19 protein-coding genes and 1 tRNA gene are annotated in these 15,657 nt (G+C 59.4%); 4 read left to right on the forward strand and 16 right to left on the reverse strand.

The annotated features are described in order from the left end of the window. Nucleotides 1-85: 85 nt before the first annotated feature. The 4 genes from CLI93_RS14830 to CLI93_RS15130 form a co-directional block, all read right to left on the reverse strand. On the reverse strand, nt 86-415 hold the full coding sequence (locus CLI93_RS14830) for a hypothetical protein (RefSeq protein WP_143326320.1): 330 nt from the start codon (nt 413-415) through the stop codon (nt 86-88). A gap of 305 nt (nt 416-720) precedes the next feature. Beyond that, nucleotides 721-1,266 carry a hypothetical protein gene (locus CLI93_RS14835; RefSeq protein ID WP_143326321.1) on the reverse strand — a complete coding sequence of 182 codons (546 nt, stop codon included), beginning with the start codon at nt 1,264-1,266 and terminating at the stop codon, nt 721-723. A gap of 63 nt (nt 1,267-1,329) precedes the next feature. After that, nucleotides 1,330-2,181: a hypothetical protein gene (locus CLI93_RS14840; protein WP_143326322.1), complete on the reverse strand. Its 852-nt coding sequence runs from the start codon at nt 2,179-2,181 to the stop codon at nt 1,330-1,332. Nucleotides 2,182-2,434: 253 nt separating this feature from the next. Beyond that, entirely contained in the window at nt 2,435-2,596 is a 162-nt protein-coding gene (locus CLI93_RS15130) for a hypothetical protein (RefSeq protein WP_172424207.1), read from the reverse strand. Nucleotides 2,597-2,776: 180 nt separating this feature from the next. Between CLI93_RS15130 and CLI93_RS07005 the strand changes: the two genes are divergently transcribed. From CLI93_RS07005 to CLI93_RS07020, 4 genes are read left to right on the forward strand one after another with little or no spacing between them, the layout of a single operon-like run. After that, nucleotides 2,777-3,577, forward strand: a complete 801-nt coding sequence (locus CLI93_RS07005; protein ID WP_095541434.1) for an ABC transporter permease — start codon at nt 2,777-2,779, stop codon at nt 3,575-3,577. After that, a complete protein-coding gene (locus CLI93_RS07010; RefSeq protein ID WP_095541435.1) occupies nt 3,574-4,884 on the forward strand; it encodes an ABC transporter ATP-binding protein in 1,311 nt (436 codons plus the stop codon). The genes CLI93_RS07005 and CLI93_RS07010 overlap by 4 nt, the downstream gene beginning before the upstream one ends. Nucleotides 4,885-4,928: 44 nt before the next feature. Beyond that, the gene (locus tag CLI93_RS07015) at nt 4,929-5,828 is read left to right on the forward strand and encodes an SAM-dependent methyltransferase (RefSeq protein WP_238946617.1); all 900 of its coding nucleotides are present in this window, start codon (nt 4,929-4,931) and stop codon (nt 5,826-5,828) included. Nucleotides 5,829-5,870: 42 nt separating this feature from the next. Beyond that, nucleotides 5,871-8,603: a DUF7657 domain-containing protein gene (locus CLI93_RS07020; protein ID WP_143326323.1), complete on the forward strand. Its 2,733-nt coding sequence runs from the start codon at nt 5,871-5,873 to the stop codon at nt 8,601-8,603. Nucleotides 8,604-8,906: 303 nt separating this feature from the next. On the opposite strand, the gene CLI93_RS07025 is transcribed toward CLI93_RS07020, so the two are convergent. The 12 genes from CLI93_RS07025 to rplR form a co-directional block, all read right to left on the reverse strand. Continuing rightward, a tRNA-Met gene (locus CLI93_RS07025) sits at nt 8,907-8,983 on the reverse strand. Between the two features lie 24 nt (nt 8,984-9,007). Continuing rightward, nucleotides 9,008-9,409: a 50S ribosomal protein L17 gene (gene rplQ, locus CLI93_RS07030; RefSeq protein WP_095539495.1), complete on the reverse strand. Its 402-nt coding sequence runs from the start codon at nt 9,407-9,409 to the stop codon at nt 9,008-9,010. Between the two features lie 187 nt (nt 9,410-9,596). Then, a complete protein-coding gene (locus CLI93_RS07035) occupies nt 9,597-10,583 on the reverse strand; it encodes a DNA-directed RNA polymerase subunit alpha (RefSeq protein ID WP_095541437.1) in 987 nt (328 codons plus the stop codon). A gap of 207 nt (nt 10,584-10,790) precedes the next feature. Next, complete coding sequence (gene rpsD, locus CLI93_RS07040; RefSeq protein ID WP_095541438.1) at nt 10,791-11,414, reverse strand: 30S ribosomal protein S4; 624 nt, start codon at nt 11,412-11,414, stop codon at nt 10,791-10,793. 97 nt (nt 11,415-11,511) lie between these two features. Further along, the gene (gene rpsK, locus CLI93_RS07045) at nt 11,512-11,910 is read right to left on the reverse strand and encodes a 30S ribosomal protein S11 (RefSeq protein WP_095539498.1); all 399 of its coding nucleotides are present in this window, start codon (nt 11,908-11,910) and stop codon (nt 11,512-11,514) included. A gap of 162 nt (nt 11,911-12,072) precedes the next feature. After that, a complete protein-coding gene (gene rpsM / locus CLI93_RS07050) occupies nt 12,073-12,426 on the reverse strand; it encodes a 30S ribosomal protein S13 (protein WP_095539499.1) in 354 nt (117 codons plus the stop codon). Between the two features lie 17 nt (nt 12,427-12,443). Then, nucleotides 12,444-12,557: a 50S ribosomal protein L36 gene (rpmJ, locus tag CLI93_RS07055; protein WP_084824836.1), complete on the reverse strand. Its 114-nt coding sequence runs from the start codon at nt 12,555-12,557 to the stop codon at nt 12,444-12,446. 77 nt (nt 12,558-12,634) lie between these two features. Then, the gene (gene secY / locus CLI93_RS07060; protein WP_095541621.1) at nt 12,635-13,960 is read right to left on the reverse strand and encodes a preprotein translocase subunit SecY; all 1,326 of its coding nucleotides are present in this window, start codon (nt 13,958-13,960) and stop codon (nt 12,635-12,637) included. Between the two features lie 156 nt (nt 13,961-14,116). Further along, a complete protein-coding gene (gene rplO / locus CLI93_RS07065) occupies nt 14,117-14,548 on the reverse strand; it encodes a 50S ribosomal protein L15 (protein WP_095541622.1) in 432 nt (143 codons plus the stop codon). Between the two features lie 10 nt (nt 14,549-14,558). Continuing rightward, complete coding sequence (rpmD, locus tag CLI93_RS07070) at nt 14,559-14,741, reverse strand: 50S ribosomal protein L30 (RefSeq protein WP_095539500.1); 183 nt, start codon at nt 14,739-14,741, stop codon at nt 14,559-14,561. 14 nt (nt 14,742-14,755) lie between these two features. After that, nucleotides 14,756-15,277: a 30S ribosomal protein S5 gene (gene rpsE, locus CLI93_RS07075; protein WP_095541439.1), complete on the reverse strand. Its 522-nt coding sequence runs from the start codon at nt 15,275-15,277 to the stop codon at nt 14,756-14,758. 15 nt (nt 15,278-15,292) lie between these two features. After that, entirely contained in the window at nt 15,293-15,646 is a 354-nt protein-coding gene (gene rplR / locus CLI93_RS07080; RefSeq protein WP_095541440.1) for a 50S ribosomal protein L18, read from the reverse strand. Nucleotides 15,647-15,657 lie beyond the last annotated feature (11 nt).

A 15,657-nucleotide genomic window follows, 5' to 3' on the forward strand; every position in this document is an offset into this window, starting at 1 on the left:
CAAGTCTTCAAGCTTGCGCTCTCGACAGGCTTGGGCAAACAGGTCGAACTTCAGGGCGCTGCCAGGAGTGATCATGCTGAGCAATTTACTCGATCAAAAGTACAGGTGAGGTTTTGAGAGGTTCCCGATAGTCAGTAAAAGCTCTAATAAAAGTGCTGTGCAAGCCAGCACCACCATTAGCACTAATGGCCACATCCGTCCACAATTTGACACTTTTGAAGTCTTGCAAGTCCGGACCTGTGACTGTACCTGCATCAATGTGTGCTCCCAAGATTTCAGATAGCTTGGTATAAAAAGCAACCCAATTTCCATGCGAGGTGGGTTCATCAAAGTCAGGCGGGGCACTTTCACGCGCCATTTTCAAAGCATTTCTTTCAGAATCTGAAAAAACGTACTTCTGATATTTTTGACTCATGACTCACTCCTCTTCCTCTATCAAGATAGTTGACAAAAAATCACTGATCTGAGTACTAATGAGATGAATATACGGAACCTGATTGCCTTGCAGCCTAATTGTCGCTCCAGTTTGACCGCTCCGACTATCCCACACCACCCCTTCACACCCCTGAAAGCTGCCAGGAGCCTGCGAAATTCTTGCATTGATCAACCAGTCTATGTCTTTTGAATACTTTATTCTTTCGCTTACAGAAGTTGATTCTGGCATCTCAAACCAACACTTGAAGATAGCAGGCCTCTTCCACCTTGGATGCTCAGTTCCTCTTACCCCCAAAAAACAAAACCCTGAGCAACCCCATCAGAATGCTTCAAATCAGCCAAAGAATCCACACCAAAATTTGGATATAAATCAATAGGATATCGAGAATGGGGAATTTTTGAAACCCATCTCCAGTCCTCATTAAATTTTTTAATATTGTTGCGAAATGACTGGGACGGATCTTTATACAAATTGACCGAGATTCCATTAACAAGAACGTTGAATAATTTTTCTTGATTTTCATCAAAATGATGAATCTTTACTTTAAACAATCTCGGATAAGCGCTTAAGGCCTTGCTGTCTTTGCAGCGCCAAAATTCACCTTCATCTGCCCTAATCAATAAGCCGGAGACGGTTTCCACCACATCTTGGCCATTGTGCTGAAAAACGCGAATCTTGCAAGGATTTCTCGCCGCTGCCAGCCGAGCCTCCAATCTGGCATCCATGCGCAGCTTATACGAGGTAATAAAATATGCCATGCAGCCTACCCCAAACACCATCAAGGTCACCAGCAATTTTTTTTTGCCATTCCGGCATTCGCAATCTTTCAAGCATACCTCAATAACCGAACCATGAACTGATTGCAATTCTCAGCGATCAAACCGAAGATAAAATCAATTCAAAACATAGAAATCAGAAATTATGCTTTGGACTCTATCCTTGATTCGCCTCCAGTCTTTCAAATGCATCTTATGATACCTAACCTCAATAGCCGCCGCTGATGATGGCATATACAAATGATGATAACAATAGGAAAGCCTTGTGTTGCCATTAAAACACTCCATAACATCAGAAATTTCCCCATCCGCCTCCATCTTATAATAATAATTATTATTATAATAATACGATAAGTTATCACCAAGATCTTGCTCCGGGAAGCACCACTCTAAGTCAAACAATCGACTCGGGCTTTTCTTGTAATGAAATTTTTTTTCAGCCAACCCTGTAAAACAAGGAGAAGAAAGTCGCTTCATCTTGCGGTGACGATCTGGATAATGGCTTCCGGAAAATACATAAATTGTTGTCCCATCCTCGAATTCCCCAATCTTCATCCTATCGCCCTGCCCACTGATCAGATATTCAAAATTGGTTCTCAATATAAATCCATTGATGATGTGCTCCTGCGTTTTTGGATTCTTGGCATCGTCGTAAGACAACAAGAAAGCCCATCTCTTAGGCACTTCCACGGTGACCCCACCCAAGTCGCCACGGTAGTTCGCTCCTTTCTGGGACAGCTTGATGGACACGGAGTGATTTTCCTCACCGAATGGCGTACTTTCTTTCAGGATTTTTTGCAAATCCCGTATTTCCTTCATGACCTGGCTTTGGTTGACTGCGACCGGCCTTTGCTGGCCTGACAGGGCTTTTCTGGCGCGATCGACTGCGCCCAGCAAGGCGATGACAATGCCTACGCCAAGAATGACGGCAATTGCAATGCGCCTACGGTTTCCAAAGATGTAATGCATGCTGCTCAGGTTTCGGGATAAGATTTTTGATCACGACGAAGGACAGGCATGAGGCCCTTGTGTTGAGGGTCGCCTCTTGTGCGATTCACTGGCAGGAAATACCACCATGCTGCGATTCGTTACGCTTTATAGCCCACCGCTGCAAGCAGGTACAGCGGGTTAATGTCAAACATTGTCAAAGCGCAATGCAGAATGCATTGATCGCCGCGCAATTGGCTTGAATTGGCGCACCAGGCGGGCGCACTGCGCCATTTCACCTCCCCACCTGCGCACCGACATATTCGCCGGCAAGCTCCAGCTCCAGGGCCGCCGGGTTGGCAAACTGTGGGAAGGCCTGCACGAATCGCAGCGCCGTGTGCATCTGCGGATTCGGGCGGTCTGCGGCATTGCTCGTCCTCGCAATGGCAGGGGCCATTGCTGCGGCTCGTGCCTTGCAGCCCATCCCGAACCGCAGCGCTCACTTTGCCGCTGGGTTCGTGCAGGCCTTCGCTTGAATTATTTGGCGCTTGCTCTACACTTTCGCGCTTTTTGCGCGTCCTGGTCGGCATGCAGGCGGTATCTCTGTTGCGGCCTGCCCGGGCGCTTGTTGTTGCTCATGAAATCGCTGCTCTCGGATCTGGCCGTGCTCTGGCGCATGCGCTCGCTGCTGCGCGTGCTCACACGGCGCGAATTGGCCGCGCGCTTTGCCGGCTCGGCCGGCGGCATCGTCTGGGCCTGGGTGCAGCCGATTTTGACGATCGCCTGCTATTTCATCGTCTTCGATCTGGTGTTTGCCATGCGCCTGGGCGAGCACGCCCCGGCCGAGCGCGTGGGCACGTTTCTGATCGTGGGCATGGTCGGCTGGATGGCTTTTGCCGAGATGACCCAGCGCGCCATGCACAGCCTGGTGGACGTGGGCGGACTGCTGCAGAAGAACCCGCTGCCGCCAGTGCTGTTCCCGACCCGATCGGTACTCACCAGCGCCCTGGTCTATATCCCCTTGTTCCTGCTGCTGGCACTGGCCTACTGGCCGCAGCACCACGGCAGCAGCGCGCTGCTGGCGCTGCCCGTGCTGGTGGGGCTGCAGGTGCTGCTGGCCTGGATGCTGGGCTTTTTGCTGGCCATGCTGATGGCGGCGCTGCGCGACGTGGCGCAAATCGTGGCCTTTGCGTTTTCAATCGGCGTATTCGCGGCGCCCATCCTGTTTCCGCTGACGATGTTCCCCGAGCGCTGGCGCTGGCTGCTCTGGCTCAATCCGATGACGCCTTTTGTGCTGGGCTATCAGCATATTTTGCTGGGCGGGCAATGGCCACCCGCCAGCATTTGGGCGGCCGTGGCTGCGGGGCTGCTGTTGGCGGCCTGGCTGCTCGATACCGTGCTGCGCCGCAGCCGCGATCAATTGGTGGACTGGCTATGAACAGCAGCGCCGCCGCCCAGGCCCAACCCGGCAGCAGCGCCATCGTGCTGCGCGCCAGCGGTATCGGCAAGGAGTACAAGCTCTACGATTCGCCGCGCCAGCGCCTCAAGGCCTTGCTCACCGGGCGCGCCTACCACCGCAGCCACTGGGCGCTGCGCGATGTCTCGTTCGAGCTGCGCCGCGGCCAGTGCATTGGCATCATCGGCGATAACGGGGCGGGCAAGAGCTCGTTGCTCAAGCTGCTGGCTGGCACGCTACAGCCCTCGACCGGGAAGATCGAGCGCCTGGGCCGCATCACCGCCATCCTGGAGCTGGGCGCTGGCTTCCATCCGGAGTTCACCGGGCGCGACAACCTGTATTTCGGCGGTAGCATGATTGGCATCAGCCATGAGCAAATGCGCGCGCTGGAGCCCGAAATCATCGCCTTTGCCGGGCTTGGAGATGCGCTGCAGCGCCCGGTCAAGACCTATTCCTCGGGCATGGTGGTGCGACTGGCCTTTGCGCTGATGACGGCCGTGCCGCCGGACGTGCTGATCGTCGACGAGGCCCTGGCCGTAGGAGATCAGGTGTTCCAGAAAAAATGCGTCGAGCGCATCATGGCCTTCAAGGAGCAAGGCTGCACCATCCTGTTCTGCTCGCACAGCCCCTACCACATCCGCACGCTGTGCGACCAGGCCATGTGGCTCGACGGCGGGCGCATCAAGGAGTTCGGCCCGACCGAGCCCGTGCTGGGCGCATACGAAATGCACACCCGCCTGCGCCAGCAGGCCGAACAAGAACAGGCCGAGCCACCACCCGCACCCGCACCCGCTGCGCCTGCCGATGCCACCGATGCCACACCCGCCATGGTCGGCACCACGGCCCCCAGTGCAGCGCCCACACCAGCGGCTGCGCCCGAGCCCAATGCTGCTCATCTGCTGTCGGTGGTGATGGCCCACACCGATCCGAACGAAGAGATCCCGCTGCTGCAAAGCCGTGATCTGGTGGTCACCATCACGGCGCGCGGCCAGGGCGATGAGCGCCCCAACATCGGCTTCATGCTGGAGCAATCCAAGGGCGTGGGCATTACCTCGCTGGCCACGCACGAGGAGGGCGCCGCGCCGCGCCAGCTCGCCGATGGCAGCTGGCAATCGGTGCTGACCTTTCCCGATCTGCCCCTGCACAGCGGCCAGTACGTCATCAGCGCCTTCTTGTTCGATGCCAGCGGCCTGGTTGTCTACGACGAGTGGCTGCGCTTCAAACACTTTCGCTTTGTCACGCCCACGCTGATGCCCGGGCTGGTCAAGCTGCCGCACCACTGGTCCTAAAGCTCAGCGCCTGCGGTTTTCCCTTTGCCCACCACTTCATTGCCATGATGCCCATCACTGACCCCGGCGCCGCGCAGCAGCTGCTGGCGCAAGGCCAGGCCGCGCTGCAGCGCGGCGATCTGCCCGCCGCTGCCCAGGCCCTGGGCGCCGCCCGCGGCCACGCCGACACGCGGCTTGCGGCCCACAATCTGATCGAGCAGCACCGGCTCGACGGCGCCTTTGGCGCCTGGACCGGGCTGGACTGCACGATCTCGCCCGCCGACGATATCTTCCATTTCTTCGCCGGCCACCCCACCTCCATCAACCCGCTGCGCGACTACTTCGCCGATGGTTGGCGCACGCTGGCGGAGTTGATGCTGTTGATGGAGGCCGCAGGCAAGCCGCTTCTAAGCACGCAGCACTTTCTGGAGTTCGCCAGCGGCCACGGGCGCTTTACGCGGCATCTGGTCAAGGCCCTGGGCGCGCCGCGCGTGACGGTCTCGGACGTGGTGCCCGATGCCGTGGCCTTCGCCCGCCAGACCTTTGGCGTGGCCGGTTTCGTCTCCAGCAACGACCCGCAGGCCCTGGCCTGGCCGCGCCAGTGGGATGTGGTGTTCGTGCTGTCGCTGTTCAGCCATTTGCCCGCTTCGCGCTGGAGCCCCTGGCTGGCGCATTTGTACGCTGCCGTGCAACCCGGCGGGCTGCTGATTTTCACAACCCACGGCGCCGAGGCGCTGCGCAAGCAAAACGTCCAGCTCGACGAGAGCGGCTTTCGCTTCTTTGCTTCCAGCGAATCGCACGCCATCGACGCCCAGGAGTACGGCACGACCTTTACCTCCAGCGACTTCGTCCGCCAACAGATCGCGCAGCACCTTCCCGGCAGCCGTCTGCTGTGCCACCAGGAGGCCTGCTTCTGGAGCCATCAAGACGCCTTCGTGCTGCAAAAGCCGCAGCCGGCAGGCTAACGGCTGACAGCCATGTGCCACATGCGCAGTGCCAGCCCGACCATGCCCGCCGCCACTGGCCGCCACCACAGCCGCCGGCCTGCCGGGCCGTTGCTGCCGGCGCGCTGGCTCATGGCCTGGCTGCTGGCGCTGGCCTTGCTGGCCGGGCTGGGCCAGGCCCGTGCAGCCACAGACCCTGCCCCCGAAGCCACCAGCCAGGCCACCCCGCCCAGCGCACAGCAACAGCCACAACAGGCCGGCCAGGCTTTTCTGGAGAGCGTGCAGCTCGATGCCCAGCGGCGCCTGACGCTCTCTGGCTGGGCTGGGCTTTACCACGGCAACGCCTTCATCACGCAGGCCACCGTCTGGGTTGGCGACACCGCCATCTACACCGGCCGCCTGGGCTACGCCATCGACCGGCCCGGCGTGGCCCAGCACACCGGCCGCCCCCTGTGGCAAAGCAGCGGCTTTGCCTTGCCAGTGCGCATCCCGGCGCACATCGCTGCCGGCCCGGCACGCCTGCGCATGCAGGTGCTGGCCACCGATGGCAGCCGCATCGATGTGGTGCCGCTGCACGGCAGCGAACAGATCGACATCCCCCCCGCAGCGCAGGCCTCGCTCGCTGCGCGCTGGATGCTGTGGCTGGCTTTGGCTCTGCCCCTGCTGGTCTGGTGCCTGGGCCTGGAGCGCCCGCGCCGCGCCACCGACCAGCCCTTGGCAGCGCCGCCCACCCAAGCTGGCGCCGCGCAGGCTGCCGATACAGCAGGCGCACGCCGCTTCGGCCTGGCCTTGCTGGCATCGCTGGCGCTGCTGGTTGGCGCCGGCTGGACGGGCTCCTCACTGCCGCTGTTGCTGGAGCAAGCCAACCGCACTGCACCGCTGGTAGCGCACGACGCCCAGCTGCTCTACGGCCAAGCGCAGGCCGTGCGCTCGGATGAGTGGCTGGTGGTCACGCCACTGGCCATCAGCCAGGCGCACGCCACGCCACGCTGGCCGAGCATCAACCCCTTGCACGGTTGGCCGGGCCAGAACATGAACGTGGTGGGCATGACGGGCGTGCCCATTGCCAACTGGGCTGCCCTGGCGCGCCCTGCCAGCTGGGGCTTTTTCCTGCTGCCGCTGCGCCAGGCCTTGGCCTGGGCCTGGTGGCTGCCATTCTTTCTGTGCTTTGCCACGCTGTGGTGGCTGCTGCGGCGCACATTTGCCCTGCCCTGGCGGCAGGCGGCGCTGCTGGCCGCCAGCGTCAGCGCCTCAGGCTATGCGGTAAGTTGGTCGGGCTGGCCTGCCTATGCCATTGGCCTGGCTGCGGCCGTCACTCTGGCGGCCCAGCAGCTGCTGCGCAGCCACAACTCCGTGCAGGCCGGGCTGGCCGCCATTGCCCTGGGCTGGGCCGGCGCGGCGCTGGTGCTGCTGCTTTACCCCGCCTGGCAGGTGCCGCTGGGCTATCTGATGGGGATGTTGGGCTTGGCCTGGGCTTGGCAACAACGCCGCCAATTGCCCATGCTGCAAGCGCCGCAATGGCGGGGCCTGGTCCTGGCCGCCGCGCTGGCCGCACTGACGGCCACCGCCTTGCTGCTGGCCTGGCTGAGCGAAGGCCGCCCGGCCATCGAGGCCTTGCGTCAGACCATCTACCCCGGCGCGCGCTCCACCGACCTGGGCGGCTATGTCGATCCCTGGCACTTGCTCAAGGGCATGACCAATCTGGTGACGCTGCACACTTCATCGCTGTGGTCCATCCCCAGTGACTCGGGTGGCTATATCTATGTGTTGCCGCCGCTGGCCCTGGCCACGGCGCTGCGCTGCTGGGCCTTGCGGCGTGTGGATGCCATTGCATTGGCGTTGTGGCTGTTCATCGCCTGGCTGCTCGCCTATATGTTCATCGGCCTGCCCGGCTGGTTGAGCAAGGTCTCGCTGTGGAGCCTGGCGCCTGCATTCCGCACCGACATCGCACTGGGCCTGGCCCAGGCCCTGGTGTTGGCCTGGCTACTGGCACCAGCCAATCAGGCCACGACCGGCCAAGCCTGGCAACAAGCTCCGCGCTGGTTGGCGCTGCTGGCTGGCCTGGGTTTTGCCTGGCACACGCACCAGCTGCTGCGCATGCAACCCCTACCCAGCCAGGATTGGCTGCTGCCCGGCAGCTGGTGGCTGATCTGCGCCCTGGCAGGCCTGATCGCAGCCTGGCTGGTGCGCGGCCAGACCATGCAGGCCGTGACCTTGCTTTGCCTGTGGGGGCTGGCCACGGCCTTGCCCTTCAATCCGCTGGGCCTGGCACCCAGCCAGCTGCGCCCAGCGCCCGCTTTGCAGCAGGCCCTAAATCATTGGCCAGCGACGACGACTGCGCCATCTTCTGCACCAGCCGCCACAGGGCCACGGCTGGCCGTGGTGGGTCAGCCCGCCTGGGCCAACGCGCTGGCTGCCAGCGGTGTGGCCGTGCTCAACACCACCTTCTATGAGCCGCCGCTGGCCTTCTGGCACAGACTCGATCCACAGCAACAGCTGCGCGAGCAATACAACCGCTACCAGCACCTGCACATCGTGTTGCAGCCCCAGCCCACAGCGGCTGACGGCTGGAGCGCCGCAGCCCCGAACATGGATCGGGTCGAGCTGCGCCTGGATCCGCAGCGCTTCGATTTCCGCCTGCTGCCCATCGACGCCGTATTGGCCAACTGGCGCGATGCACAGCAGCTGCAGGCCAACCCCAGCTTGCAGGAACAGGCCAAGCAAGCCGGCCCCAGCCAGGCCAGGGATGGTGCACAAGACGGCTGGGTACTGTTTGCCGTGCAGCGCGCTGAGTGAAACCGCCTGTAGAACCACATGCGCAAAATCCCAGCGGAGAGGACAAAAGCGCTTGGAATGGGCAAAGCCATCGCCTATCCCCCTTTGAGCAGCGCGATCTTCTTGCGATCTCCTTATAGCGCTAGCAGGCTTTGTGCGGCACCACAGGCTGCCTCCCAGGTCACATTGAGCTGATTCCAAATACGCCATACCCGAGCGCATCGCATATCACTTGCGCTCCTTGCGATTCAGGCCAATAAGCGACAGCCAGACAAACAATGCATAAAAAAAGCAAGCCACACTCTTGTGTGGCTTGCTTGCATTTGGTTGCGCGAGGAGGATTTGAACCTCCGACCTTTGGGTTATGAGCCCAACGAGCTACCAGGCTGCTCCATCGCGCGGTAAGCCGCTAGTATAGCACCGTTTTATTCTGCCGCTTGCTTTTCAGCAGAAATTTCTTCCTGCTCTTCGGGGCGGTCGACCAGCTCCATCAGCGCCATGGGGGCGTTGTCGCCCACACGGAAGCCCATTTTCAGGATGCGCGTGTAGCCACCGGGACGGGCCTTGTAACGCGGGCCCAGCTCGGTAAACAGCTTGGTGACGGCCTCACGATCGCGCAAGCGGCTGAATGCCAGGCGGCGGTTGGCCACCGAGTCGTTCTTGGCCAGGGTGATCAGGGGCTCGACCACACGGCGCAGTTCCTTGGCCTTGGGCAAGGTGGTCTTGATCAGTTCATGATGAATGAGCGAATTGCTCATGTTGCGCAGCATGGCTTGGCGATGTGCGCTGGTACGATTCAATTTACGAAGTCCGTTGCGGTGTCGCATAGTGTTTCCTTATCAAAATGGCTGCGGGCCGGATCAGGTACCCGCAGGTGCAACAAAAACAGGGATAGGTCAAAAAGATTTGTCTGGAAGGCCAAAGGCCCTTTGGGCCTAGCTGAGCGGCAGGCATAGAGAAGGGGGCCAGGCGCGGCGCCCTTCACACCCAAGCATTCGCCCGCTGCCCAAGGCATCACTCGAGACCCGCAGGCGGCCAGTTCTCCAGCTTCATGCCCAGGGTCAGGCCACGCGAAGCCAACACTTCCTTGATCTCATTGAGCGATTTGCGCCCCAGGTTCGGGGTCTTGAGCAGCTCGTTGTCGGTGCGTTGGATCAGATCACCGATGTAATAGATATTCTCTGCCTTCAGACAGTTGGCCGAACGCACCGTCAGCTCCAGCTCGTCCACCGGACGCAGCAGAATTGGATCGAAGGTTGCGGCACTGCGAGAGGCGGCAGGCGCGTCAAAGGCCGCCAGGTCGCCATCGTCGAGCTGTGCAAACACAGCCAGCTGCTCCACCAGAATCTTGGCCGAAGTGCGCACGGCATCTTCGGCAGTGATGGCGCCATTGGTCTCGATTTCCATGACCAGCTTGTCCAGATCGGTACGCTGTTCCACACGGGCATTTTCCACCGTGTAGTTGACGCGCAGCACCGGCGAGAACGAAGCGTCGAGCACGATGCGACCAATCGACTTGCTCGACTCGTCGCCAAAGCGGCGTACCGTACCCGGCACGTAACCACGGCCTTTCTCAACCTTGATCTGCATATCCAGCTTGGCGCCTTGCGACATGTGGGCAATGACGTGCTCAGGATTCACGATCTCCACATCGTGCGGCGTTTGGATGTCCGCCGCCGTGACCACCCCTTCGCCATCCTTGCGCAGGCTCAGCGTTACTTCATCGCGGTTGTGCAGCTTGAAGACCACGCCCTTGAGGTTCAGCAAGATACCGACCACATCCTCTTGGATGCCATCGATGCTGGAAAACTCGTGCAGTACGCCCGCAATCGTGACCTCGGTGGGCGCATAGCCAATCATCGAAGACAAGAGAACCCGGCGCAGCGCATTGCCCAAGGTGTGGCCATAGCCGCGCTCGAACGGCTCGAGCTCGACCTTGGCTCGGTTATTGCCGATTTGTTCCACGCTGATGGTCTTGGGCTTTAGCAAATTGGTCTGCATATTTACTTCCTGTCAATACCCCCGGCTCGTTACACCGGTAAGGCTGGTGAAGCGAATAAACCGCGAACGGAGTCGCGGTTCAAATGAGTAATTCCATTTCCCGATGATGGCTGCACATGAAGTGTCGCTGCAGACATTGGCAGACCAAGGCCAGCAGATGATCCAGCAGCAATGCTTGCATCGAAAAATGGAATGAATCAGGCCGGATCAACGCGAATACAGTTCGACGATCAGCGATTCGTTGATGTCTGCACCGAACTCATCGCGATCGGGGGCTTTCTTGAAAGTGCCCTCTGCCTTGTCGACAGCCACTTCCACCCAGCCTGGGAAGCCTAGTTGCTGTGCCAATTGCAGCGCTTCCTGCACACGAGCCTGGTTGCGCGACTTTTCGCGCACGGCCACCACATCACCGGCTTTGACCTGGTAGGAGGGGATGTTCACCGGCTGACCATTGACCAGGATCGCCTTGTGCGAAACCAGCTGGCGCGCTTCGGCACGGGTCGAGCCAAAGCCCATGCGGTAAACGACATTGTCCAGACGCGATTCCAGCAGCGACAGCAGGTTGGAGCCAGTGTTGCCACGACGGCGATCGGCTTCGGCAAAGTAGCGGCGGAACTGCTTCTCCAGCACGCCATACATGCGGCGAACCTTTTGCTTTTCACGCAGCTGCAGGCCATAGTCGGAAGTGCGCGCACCAGAAATACGGCCATGTTGACCGGGTTTGGTATCGAACTTGGCCTTGTCGGCGATAGAGCGACGAGCGCTCTTGAGGAACAAATCCGTGCCTTCACGGCGGGACAGCTTGGCCTTGGGCCCAATATAACGTGCCACTTGATTTCCTTTGATTCAACTTCTGCATGGCACAAAGCCATGCAGGAGCCACACGTACCTTATCGCGGCAACGGTGGCGGTGGTCTTGACGAAGAGATTAGATGCGACGGCGCTTTTGCGGACGGCAGCCGTTGTGCGGAATCGGGGTCACATCGGAGATCGATGTGATACGAATACCCAGGGCACCCAAGGCGCGCACCGAAGATTCGCGACCAGGGCCAGGACCCTTGATTTCCACATCCAGGTTTTTGATGCCGTGCTCGATAGCAGCGCGGCCAGCCACCTCGGAAGCAACCTGGGCAGCAAACGGGGTCGACTTACGCGAGCCCTTGAAGCCCTGGCCACCAGAGGAAGCCCACGACAGAGCGTTGCCCTGACGATCGGTGATGGTGATGATGGTGTTGTTGAACGATGCATGGATGTGTGCAACACCATCCGCAATGTTCTTGCGGACTTTTTTGCGCACACGCTGCGACGCAGAAGAGCCTTTAGCCATTGTGTTCCTTCAATGCCAACTGGATGAATCACGACCCATTCCTATTGCCCGCCCATGAAATTTGAAGATGGACATACCGCACTCATTGAGCAGTGCAGCACATACCACACCGCGTTTGCTCATACGACGGCAACAAGAGCCAAGGATGGATGGTCGAGGTAATTACTTGACGCCCTTGCGCGGACCCTTGCGGGTGCGGGCATTGGTACGGGTACGCTGGCCACGCATGGGCAGGCCACGGCGATGACGGAAGCCACGATAGCAGCCGATATCCATCAGGCGCTTGATGTTCATCGTGGTTTCACGGCGCAGGTCACCCTCGATCGTGAACTGGGCGATCTGGTCGCGGATTTTTTCAAGGTCGGCATCCGTCAGGTCCTTGACCTTCTTGGAGTACTCGATGCCTGCGGCCTCGCAGATCTTGCGCGCGCGCGAGCGACCGATGCCATAAATTGCCGTCAAGCCGATTTCTGTGTGCTTGTGCGGCGGTACGTTGATACCAGCAATACGTGCCATAACCGTCCTCTAATTCCTCAACCCTGACGCTGCTTGTGGCGCAGGTCTGTGCAGATCACACGCACCACACCATTGCGGCGAATGATCTTGCAATTTCTACACATCTTCTTCACAGAAGCAGAAACTTTCATTGCGAACTCCCAAAATCCAAAAAGCCAAGATTCTCAAAAAACAATCCGAGCATGCAGGCATCCAACACAGCAGCGCCTCAACGGGCTGTGAGCTTGAAATTGCCTTTCTTCAGCAGAGATTCATACTGCTGCGACACCACATAGTTCTGCACCTGAGCCATGAAATCCATGGTCACAACGACCAGAATCAACAAAGAGGTACCGCCAAAGTAGAACGGCACGTTGTACTTCAGTGTCAGGAACTCGGGGAAGAGACAGACGGCAGTGATATAGATGGCACCTGCCAACGTCAAGCGGGCAAGGATTTTATCAATATATTTGGCCGTTTGCTCGCCCGGTCGAATACCTGGCACGAAAGCACCACTTTTCTTCAGGTTGTCTGCAGTCTCACGGCTGTTGAACACCAGCGCCGTATAGAAGAAGCAGAAGAAGATGATCGCCGATGCCAACAGCAGCACGTAGATAGGCTGACCCGGTGTGAGCTTGGCCGCCGCATCGCGCAAACTGCGCATGAACCAATTCGACGACTCGCCACTGCTGAGCCAGCTCACCAAAGTGGCAGGCAGCAGAATGATCGAGGAGGCGAAAATCGGTGGGATCACCCCTGCCATATTCAGCTTGAGCGGCAGATGCGATGCCGGGCTGGCATACATCTTGTTGCCGACCTGGCGGCGCGCATAGTTCACCAAGATCTTGCGCTGAGCCCGCTCGACAAAGACCACAAAATAGGTCACCAACACCACCAGGGCTATGATGAACAGCAGCGTGACAATGTGCATTGCACCTGTGCGCACCAACTCCAGCGTGCCCGAAATGGCGCTGGGCAAACCAGCGGCAATGCCTGCGAAGATCAGGATCGAGATCCCGTTGCCGATGCCTCGCTCGGTGATTTGCTCACCCAGCCACATCATGAACAACGTACCGGCCGTCAACGACACCATCGTCGTAACCTTGAAACCCAGACCCGGATTGAACACCAGACCAGGCTGACTCTCCAGCATGACAGCGATGCCCATGGATTGGAACAAGGCCAGCACGAGCGTGAAATAGCGTGTGTACTGCGTGATCTTGCGGCGACCTGCCTCACCTTCTTTCTTCAAAGACACCAGTGCGGGCACCACATAGGTCATCAACTGAATGATGATCGATGCGGAGATGTAGGGCATGATCCCCAGCGCAAGCACCGAGAAACGCTCCAATGCACCACCGGAGAACATGTTGAAGAGGTCGAGGATGCCCTGCGAGCCCGAGAACATCTCCTCAAGCCGCGCAGGATTGATCCCAGGCACCGGCACATGCGTGCCGATGCGGTAGACCACCAGCGCCAGCAGCAAAAACACCAACCTGCGGCGCAGGTCGGCAAATTTGCCAGGTTTTGCCAATTGAGCGGAATTCGTTGCCAAGATCAAGCCCCATTCATAGTAGGTCAATGCAGTGCGAGCCGTGCTGTGCAGCTTCTGCCTTGTTTTCTTGTGAAAACACCAGTACCACACCTCACAGACAGAGCCGACCGCTGGCCGGCTTTGTCACTGCACCCTTGTCGCGCAAGATGTGTCAATTCAGCCCAGGGAGCCACCGGCGGCTTCGATCGCAGCCTTTGCCCCTGCCGTGGCGCCAATGCCTGTGAGCTTGACAGCCCGGGTCAATTCACCGGACTTGACCACTTTGACCACTTTGGCGATGGAGCGTACCAGGCCGGCCTGCTTGAGCACCAGAATATCGACTTCGTCAACACCCAGGCGCTCCAGTTCGGCGAGCGTGACCTCGGCATTGAACTTCAGCGTCGTGGACTTAAAACCGCGCTTGGGCAGGCGGCGTTGCAGCGGCATCTGGCCGCCTTCAAAACCGACCTTGTGATAGCCGCCGGCGCGGGATTTCTGCCCCTTGTGACCGCGGCCTGCTGTCTTGCCCAGGCCGGAGCCAATGCCGCGACCGACACGGCGCTTGGCGTGCTTGGCTCCCGCTGCGGGCTTGATGGTATTGAGTTGCATCATCTACCCCTTAGAGGACTCGGACCAGATAGCTGATCTTGTTAATCATTCCACGCACTTCGGGCGTGTCCTTGAGTTCGCTGACGCTGTTGAGCCTGCGCAGCCCCAGACCGCGCACGGTAGCACGGTGCGATTGATTCGTACCAATCGGGCTGCGAACCAGTTGAACCTTGATGGTTTGATTTGTAGACATCGTTTGCACCTCTCTCAGGCCAGCAGGTCTTCGACCGACAGGCCACGCTTGGCGGCGATTTCCGCAGGCGTCGTGGAGCGCTTGAGCGCATCCAGGGTGGCGCGAACCATGTTGTACGGGTTGCTCGAACCATGGCTCTTGGCCACGATGTCGGTGATACCAACCACTTCGAACACGGCACGCATTGGGCCACCAGCGATGATGCCTGTCCCCTTTGGAGCCGGCGCGAGCATGACACGCGCAGCACCGTGCTGACCATGCACGCCATGGTGCAGCGTGCCGTTCTTCAGCGAGACTTTAATCATGTTGCGGCGTGCTTCTTCCATGGACTTCTGCACAGCGGAGGGCACTTCCTTGGACTTGCCCTTACCCATGCCAATGCGGCCATCGCCGTCGCCTACGACGGACAGCGCAGCAAAGCCCAGAATACGACCTCCCTTGACCACCTTGGTGGTGCGGTTGACGGAGATCATTTTCTCCTTCATGCCGTCATCGCGGCTGTCGTCTTGCGTTTTTGCTTGGTTTTTGGTTGCCATTGCCATTCGCCTCAATCAGAACTGCAAGCCTGCTTCGCGCGCGGCTTCCGCCAGCGCCTTCACACGGCCATGGTATGCAAAGCCAGCGCGATCGAACGCCACTTTCTCGATACCGGCGGCCTTGGCCTTCTCAGCAATACGCTTGCCCACGGCAGTGGCGCCTTCGGCGCTACCACCCTTGACGGAGCCGCGCAGCTCGCCTTCGAGCGAGGATGCCGTGGCCACGACCTTGGCACCATCCTCGGAAATCACAGTGGCATAGATATGCTGGTTGGTACGATGCACCGTCAGGCGCGCGACGCCTTGCTTGGCAATGCGTACGCGGGTTTGACGGGCACGGCGCAAACGCTGTTCTTTTTTGTTCAACATCTTGCAGCCCC

The sequence above is a fragment of the Vandammella animalimorsus genome, assembly GCF_002288875.1.
In the GTDB taxonomy this organism is placed as follows: domain Bacteria; phylum Pseudomonadota; class Gammaproteobacteria; order Burkholderiales; family Burkholderiaceae_C; genus Lampropedia; species Lampropedia animalimorsus.

What these genes read in the sequence shown, in the direction of transcription:
- rpmJ (WP_084824836.1), bottom strand. Translation starts at nt 12,557, where the DNA reads ATGAAAGTTTCTGCTTCTGTGAAGAAGATGTGTAGAAATTGCAAGATC.
- rpsM (WP_095539499.1), bottom strand. Translation starts at nt 12,426, where the DNA reads ATGGCACGTATTGCTGGTATCAACGTACCGCCGCACAAGCACACAGAA.
- CLI93_RS14840 (WP_143326322.1), bottom strand. Translation starts at nt 2,181, where the DNA reads ATGCATTACATCTTTGGAAACCGTAGGCGCATTGCAATTGCCGTCATT.
- CLI93_RS07015 (WP_238946617.1), top strand. Translation starts at nt 4,929, where the DNA reads ATGATGCCCATCACTGACCCCGGCGCCGCGCAGCAGCTGCTGGCGCAA.
- CLI93_RS15130 (WP_172424207.1), bottom strand. Translation starts at nt 2,596, where the DNA reads ATGGCCCCTGCCATTGCGAGGACGAGCAATGCCGCAGACCGCCCGAAT.
- CLI93_RS07020 (WP_143326323.1), top strand. Translation starts at nt 5,871, where the DNA reads ATGCCCGCCGCCACTGGCCGCCACCACAGCCGCCGGCCTGCCGGGCCG.
- rplO (WP_095541622.1), bottom strand. Translation starts at nt 14,548, where the DNA reads ATGCAACTCAATACCATCAAGCCCGCAGCGGGAGCCAAGCACGCCAAG.
- CLI93_RS14830 (WP_143326320.1), bottom strand. Translation starts at nt 415, where the DNA reads ATGAGTCAAAAATATCAGAAGTACGTTTTTTCAGATTCTGAAAGAAAT.
- CLI93_RS07005 (WP_095541434.1), top strand. Translation starts at nt 2,777, where the DNA reads ATGAAATCGCTGCTCTCGGATCTGGCCGTGCTCTGGCGCATGCGCTCG.
- rplQ (WP_095539495.1), bottom strand. Translation starts at nt 9,409, where the DNA reads ATGCGACACCGCAACGGACTTCGTAAATTGAATCGTACCAGCGCACAT.
- rplR (WP_095541440.1), bottom strand. Translation starts at nt 15,646, where the DNA reads ATGTTGAACAAAAAAGAACAGCGTTTGCGCCGTGCCCGTCAAACCCGC.
- rpsE (WP_095541439.1), bottom strand. Translation starts at nt 15,277, where the DNA reads ATGGCAACCAAAAACCAAGCAAAAACGCAAGACGACAGCCGCGATGAC.
- CLI93_RS07010 (WP_095541435.1), top strand. Translation starts at nt 3,574, where the DNA reads ATGAACAGCAGCGCCGCCGCCCAGGCCCAACCCGGCAGCAGCGCCATC.
- rpmD (WP_095539500.1), bottom strand. Translation starts at nt 14,741, where the DNA reads ATGTCTACAAATCAAACCATCAAGGTTCAACTGGTTCGCAGCCCGATT.
- CLI93_RS07035 (WP_095541437.1), bottom strand. Translation starts at nt 10,583, where the DNA reads ATGCAGACCAATTTGCTAAAGCCCAAGACCATCAGCGTGGAACAAATC.
- rpsK (WP_095539498.1), bottom strand. Translation starts at nt 11,910, where the DNA reads ATGGCTAAAGGCTCTTCTGCGTCGCAGCGTGTGCGCAAAAAAGTCCGC.